The following is a 5,477-nucleotide window of genomic DNA, read 5'->3' on the forward strand; positions in this document are numbered from 1 at the left end:
GCAACACCCAAGTCTTGCTTGAAAGCCATTTCCTGCCCCCGACTTTCAGGAGGCCAGCACACATGGCCGACCCCGCACCCCTCTTGAGGTTCATTCATCCGGCACAAATGCAGCCGCGGCTACATTTTCCGTTGAGTTCCCGACACAATCTTCCACGGCATCAGGGTCAACTTCAAGAGGCAGGCGAAGACGGTTCTGGAGCCAACAAATCCGGAGGAGAATGTCCTCGGCTCTTGGAATCTCTATGGTTGCCGCCACCCGCATGCGATAACTTTAGTCATGCGTTATGTCATCGTCATCATCACCCTCACCTTCGCCCTGATCTGGGACGGCCTCTACAACCAGGGCCGCTACCTCGACACGACGGTCAGGGAGGTATCGCGCATCGTGCGCTACGTCACCGGCGCGGTCTGACGCCGCGCATGGCGGGCGCGACATCGTTGCCGGTTGACGCTGCGCCCTTGCTCCCACAAAACACGCCTGAAATGACGATCAGGGAGGCTGGGTTGATCCGGCACATCGTTTTCTTCAGCGTGCGACGCAAGGAGGATGTGGAGGCCGTTCGATCGGGCCTGCTGGAATTGCGCAGGATCCCGTATTCGACGCATTTCGAAGTTACGCTCAATACCAAGGTCGATCTGTTCTCCAACGCGATCGACGTCGTCGTCTATGCCGAATTCGAGGACGACGCCGCGCTCGCCGCCTACAAGGCGCATCCGCTCTATGCCGAGACGACCAGCCGGGTCAAACCGTTGCGTGAACTGCGTTATTCGGCCGACGTCGTGGCCGCCTGAGAGAGCGACTGTTCGAGCTGGCGCCTTTGCCGGCGCCCGGCGAAATAGCCAGTCACCACGCCAAAGCCGCCGGGCAGGTTGCTCGCCCTGCGCCACGCCATGATTTCCGCCAGCGCCACGCCGAAGCTGCCTTGCGCCAGAGCCTTCAGGACGCCGCGCAGCGTCAGGTAGCTGAGGATCGTGGCGTAATCCGGCGTCTGATAGTCCTCGCAGCGGGCGACGAAATCGCTCAGCCCGGCGATGTAGCCGGCATGGGTGCGCGACATCGAATTGGCTTCGCGGTATTTGAGGACGTCGACGGCCTTGCCGAAGGCGATGCGATGCTGCCGTCCCAGCCTGACCAGGAACTCACGGTCCTGATGGCGGTACAAACCGTCATCGTAGCCGCCGATCGACGCGAAGGCGGAACGGCGCACGGTAACGGTCGAATTGGTCAGCGGCACGCAGTGACAAAGCAGGAGCCGGCGCAGTCTCTCCGCGTCAGGCGTCGGGTCGGGCAATCGATGCAGGCGCTGGCGCCTGTCGGCGACATCCATGAAGCCGTCGATCGTGCAGGCGACATCCGGATTGGCATCGAAGAAGGCGATCAGCCGTTCGATGCGCCCGGGACAGAAGGCATCGTCGGAATCGAGAAACGCAATAAGCGGCGCGCTGGTCAGCGCCGCGCCTTCGTTGCGCGCCCGGTTGGCGCCGGAGGGCACCGGCAAACGGCGCCAGGCCAGGCGCGGATCGGCGAGCGAAGCAAGATAGGCTTCGGTATCGTCCTCGGAGCCGTCGTCGACGACCACCAGTTCGATATCGGGCCGCGGATCGGACAGGACCGATGCCAGCGTGCGGGGCAGGCTGCCGCGGCGGTTCCTGGCCGGGATGACGACGGCGAGCCGGGGGGTGGCGCCTGCTCCCTGCGCGGCTGGAAAGGAATTCGGCAAGACTGTCACCGACGGAACTCGTGCTTGGCGGGTCGAGTGCGGCCGAAGCCGGCCTTTGCCGCCCAGCGAAAGTCGACCATGTTGCGATGCGCGATCAGCCGTTAGCCCATACGGTAGGTGACGAAACGTTGCCAGACATCAAACTGAAGCGAAGTTCGTATATCAGCAATATCGCTGTATTCGCAAGAAACGCAGGCGCGCCAGGCGGCCTTACTCTGTTTGAACGGCCGAAGTCTCGGCCGGGTCGACGCCGCCTCGCTTGGGCGCGACCAGCACCAGCGCGGCGACAATTGCAATCGACGCAATCGTCATTGCGATGAACACAGTTCTTCCCATGGTTGTAAGTTAGGGTGGCTTCGTTCGACGACAAGGACACGCCGCCGAGATCGAGACCGCCAAAGCCCGCCGGGCGGTTGGCCGAGCCCTCTTGAACCGACTTCCGGAATGATGCACACCGCGCCGGCATGACCAAAGCGACGCAGGCTCATCCGCTCGACCATCTGGTGCTGCCGACAGCGCGCCTCGATGCCGCGCGGGCGCGGCTGGTTTCACTCGGCTTCGTCGTCGCGCCGACCGGCATCCACCCGTTCGGCACCGAAAACTGCTGTGTCTTTTTCGCCGATGGCACCTATCTGGAGCCGCTGGCGGTTGGCAACGACCAGGACGCGGACCGGGCGATAGGTGAAGGCAACGTGTTCGTCGCGCGCGATCGTCTCTACCGGCAGAACCTCGGCGACGAGGGCTTTTCCGCTGTCGTGCTCGGAACCGGCGATGCCGATGCCGACCACGTTCGTTACGTCGGGGCCGGGATGTCGGCGGGGGAGATGCTGAGTTTTTCGCGCACTTTCACCGATACGAGCGGCAAGAGCGACCTGGCGTCCTTCAAGCTGGCCTTCTGCGCCAGCAAGGATGCCGATGAGGCTTTCCTTTTCGCTTGTGAGCGCATCAATGCACCGAAGATCGACCGTACCGCATTGCAGGCCCATGCCAACGGCGTGACAGGCACCGTCGAAGTCGTCGCTGTCAGCGACAGGCCTTCTGGCCAGATCGGGCTGCTCTCGACGGCTGCCGGCAAGCAAGCTTCGCAAGGTGATGCGATCGAATTGCCGAACGCAACCCTGACCGTCCTGGAGCCGGCGGCCTTTGCCTCGCGCTGCAACGTTCCGACCGGAGCGTCGCCGCATCTGCGCTTTGCAGCCATCGTTTTCTCGGTCCGCAGCACCGCCATCGCAGCGCGCCTGCTTGCGGCCAACGCCGTCGCACATCACATGAGCGGCAATGATATTGTCGTCAGGCCGGCGCCCGGGCAGGGCGCCGCCTTCATCTTCCGGGAGACAAAATGAACAAACCCCTGGCGCCCAATCCGTCCGTGACCGTCGGCAACGTCGTCTTCTCGAACGCCGCGCCGCTGTCGCTGATCGCCGGCCCCTGCCAGCTGGAATCGCGCCAGCACGCCTTCGACATGGCCGGTGCGCTGAAGGAACTCACCAACAGGCTCGGCATCGGGCTTGTCTACAAGACCAGCTACGACAAGGCCAACCGCACCTCGCTGTCGGCCACGCGAGGCGCCGGGCTGGAAGCGGCGCTGCCGGTCTTCGACGATCTGCGGAAGACGTTTTCCCTTCCGGTGCTGACGGACGTCCACACCGAGGAGCAATGCGCGATCGTCGCGCCGCATGTCGATGTCCTGCAGATCCCCGCCTTCCTTTCACGCCAGACCGACATGCTGGTCGCGGCGGCCAGGACGGGCAAGGTGATCAACGTGAAGAAAGGCCAGTTCCTCGCCCCCTGGGACATGAAGAACGTGGTCGCCAAGATCACCGGTTCCGGCAACGCCAATGTGCTGACCACCGAGCGTGGCGCCTCCTTCGGCTACAACACGCTGGTGTCCGATATGCGGGCGCTGCCGATCATGGCCGAGATCGGGGCGCCGGTGATTTTCGATGCCACGCATTCGGTCCAGCAGCCTGGCGGGCAGGGTGGTTCTTCGGGCGGCGAACGTCGCTTTGTCGCGACGCTGGCGCGCGCCGCGGTCGCGGTCGGCGTCGCCGGCGTGTTCATCGAGACGCATCAGGATCCGGACAACTCGACCTCTTCCGATGGCCCGAACATGGTGCCCTTGAAGGACATGCCAGCCTTGCTGGAACGGCTGATGGCCTTCGATCGCATCGCCAAGGGACGCTGACCCGACTCGCCGTCCCATCGGCTTGTCGCAGGCAACCGCCGGCTGTAGCCTCCTGCCGCAACTGAGCGCCCTGGCAGGAGGAAGCCATGTCCGTCGCCCGCGTCACAGAGATCACGTCATCGTCCAAGAAGAGCTTTCAGGATGCCATCGAAAAGGGCATCGCGCGCGCCGCGAAGACCCTGAAGAACGTCGAGGGCGCCTGGATCCAGGACCAGAAGATCGTCGTCGAGAGCGGCAAGATCGCCGCTTACCGCGTAAACATGAAGGTCACCTTCATCCTCACCGACAACTAAGCAATTTCAGGAAAAGTGCGTAGCGGTTTTCCGTCCGGAATTGCCTAAAAACAAAGTCGGGAACCTTCGTCCGCCCCTCTCATTGTCCATGCAGGCATTCAATCGAGAGGAGTTCCACCATGAGCACCCTGACCGGGCACACCGAAGCCATTGCCGCCTCGCGCGTCATCGGCACATCGGTCTACAACACCGAAGGCAAGAGCATCGGCAGCGTCGAAGACATCATGCTCGACAAGACCTCGAACGGCATCATGTTCGCGGTGATCGGTTTTGGCGGATTCCTCGGCGTTGGCGAGAAGTACCACGCCATCCCGTGGGCGAGCCTCGACTATGACGAGGACAGGGGCGGCTATGTCGTGCCGTTCTCCAAAGAGCAGCTGCAGGCCGCGCCGGCCTATTCGATCAACGAATTGGCGGGCGCCGACGGCCAGGCGGCACGCGACGAGTCGTACAGCTACTACCGGGTCGAGCCCTACTGGCACTGAAGCGTTCGGCCAGCCCGGAGCGGAATCAAAAAAGGCCCCCGCACATGCGGGGGCCTTTCTTCTGCAAGATCCTACTGCGCTGCTTGAAGTGTCGACAGTTGCGCGGCGCCCTGCTGGGGCTGCTGGTTGTCGCACGACGTCAGGAACGCAGCCGCGATCAGGAACAAACTCACGATACCGCTCAACTGGGACATGGCGAAACTCCTCCTGTTTCGCCCCGCGCAACCAGAATCATAGACCAGAAAGTTGCGCCGCGCGCATGACTTATGATGACAGGAATTTGCGCTTCGTGAATCGGCGGGCGGGCAATATTTGCGGGCGCCCCGATTGCCTTTTGCGGCACTTTGGCTAAGAGGGGCGCGACGCTTCAATCGATCAATCGGGGACATTGCAATGACCGCCATCGTCGACATAGTCGGGCGTGAAATCCTGGACAGCCGTGGTAATCCGACCGTCGAGGTCGACGTGGTGCTGGAAGACGGCTCGATGGGCCGCGCCGCCGTACCGTCAGGCGCCTCGACCGGCGCGCATGAGGCGGTCGAACTGCGCGACGGCGGCCCGCGCTATCTCGGCAAGGGCGTGCAGCGGGCGGTCGAGGCCGTCAACGGCGAGCTGTTCGAGGCGATCGGCGGCATGGAGGCCGAGAACCAGATCCATATCGACCAGACGATGATCGAGCTCGACGGCACGCCGAACAAGAGCCGGCTCGGCGCCAACGCCATCCTCGGCGTGTCGCTGGCGGTCGCCAAGGCGGCGGCTGAAGCGGCCGGCCTGCCGCTCTACCGCTATGT

At 63.3% G+C, this 5,477-nt stretch carries 8 protein-coding genes and 1 pseudogene; 7 read left to right on the forward strand and 2 right to left on the reverse strand.

The window, feature by feature from the left end; all coding sequences use genetic code 11:
• Positions 1-279: 279 nt before the first annotated feature.
• Both EN738_RS36825 and EN738_RS30060 read left to right on the forward strand, forming a co-directional pair.
• A complete protein-coding gene (locus tag EN738_RS36825) occupies positions 280-414 on the forward strand; it encodes a hypothetical protein (RefSeq protein ID WP_281033931.1) in 135 nt (44 codons plus the stop codon).
• Positions 415-506: 92 nt separating this feature from the next.
• Positions 507-794 (forward strand): Dabb family protein, encoded by a 288-nt coding sequence (locus EN738_RS30060; protein WP_127286797.1) that lies wholly within the window; start codon positions 507-509, stop codon positions 792-794.
• Here EN738_RS30060 and EN738_RS30065 read toward each other — a convergent pair.
• The gene (locus EN738_RS30065) at positions 767-1,732 is read right to left on the reverse strand and encodes a glycosyltransferase family 2 protein (RefSeq protein ID WP_189606036.1); all 966 of its coding nucleotides are present in this window, start codon (positions 1,730-1,732) and stop codon (positions 767-769) included. The two genes, EN738_RS30060 and EN738_RS30065, sit on opposite strands and share 28 nt — an antisense overlap.
• A 455-nt stretch (positions 1,733-2,187) precedes the next feature.
• On the opposite strand from EN738_RS30065, the gene EN738_RS30070 reads away from it, so the two are divergent.
• The 4 genes from EN738_RS30070 (at position 2,188) to EN738_RS30085 (ending at position 4,686) form a co-directional block, all read left to right on the forward strand.
• Positions 2,188-3,066 (forward strand): VOC family protein, encoded by an 879-nt coding sequence (locus EN738_RS30070; RefSeq protein ID WP_127286799.1) that lies wholly within the window; start codon positions 2,188-2,190, stop codon positions 3,064-3,066.
• Complete coding sequence (kdsA, locus tag EN738_RS30075) at positions 3,063-3,908, forward strand: 3-deoxy-8-phosphooctulonate synthase (protein WP_127286800.1); 846 nt, start codon at positions 3,063-3,065, stop codon at positions 3,906-3,908. Before EN738_RS30070 ends, kdsA begins: the two co-directional genes overlap by 4 nt.
• Positions 3,909-3,994: 86 nt before the next feature.
• Positions 3,995-4,201 carry a dodecin family protein gene (locus tag EN738_RS30080; RefSeq protein WP_127286801.1) on the forward strand — a complete coding sequence of 69 codons (207 nt, stop codon included), beginning with the start codon at positions 3,995-3,997 and terminating at the stop codon, positions 4,199-4,201.
• Positions 4,202-4,320: 119 nt separating this feature from the next.
• On the forward strand, positions 4,321-4,686 hold the full coding sequence (locus tag EN738_RS30085; RefSeq protein WP_127286802.1) for a PRC-barrel domain-containing protein: 366 nt from the start codon (positions 4,321-4,323) through the stop codon (positions 4,684-4,686).
• Between the two features lie 71 nt (positions 4,687-4,757).
• Here the strand turns inward: EN738_RS30085 and EN738_RS36830 are convergent, their stop codons facing one another.
• The gene (locus tag EN738_RS36830; RefSeq protein ID WP_274608485.1) at positions 4,758-4,880 is read right to left on the reverse strand and encodes a hypothetical protein; all 123 of its coding nucleotides are present in this window, start codon (positions 4,878-4,880) and stop codon (positions 4,758-4,760) included.
• Positions 4,881-5,079: 199 nt separating this feature from the next.
• Between EN738_RS36830 and eno the strand changes: the two are divergent.
• Positions 5,080-5,477: pseudogene (gene eno, locus EN738_RS30090) on the forward strand (phosphopyruvate hydratase); the annotation flags it as partial.

The organism is Mesorhizobium sp. M4B.F.Ca.ET.017.02.2.1, from assembly GCF_003998955.1.
Taxonomy (GTDB): domain Bacteria; phylum Pseudomonadota; class Alphaproteobacteria; order Rhizobiales; family Rhizobiaceae; genus Mesorhizobium; species Mesorhizobium abyssinicae.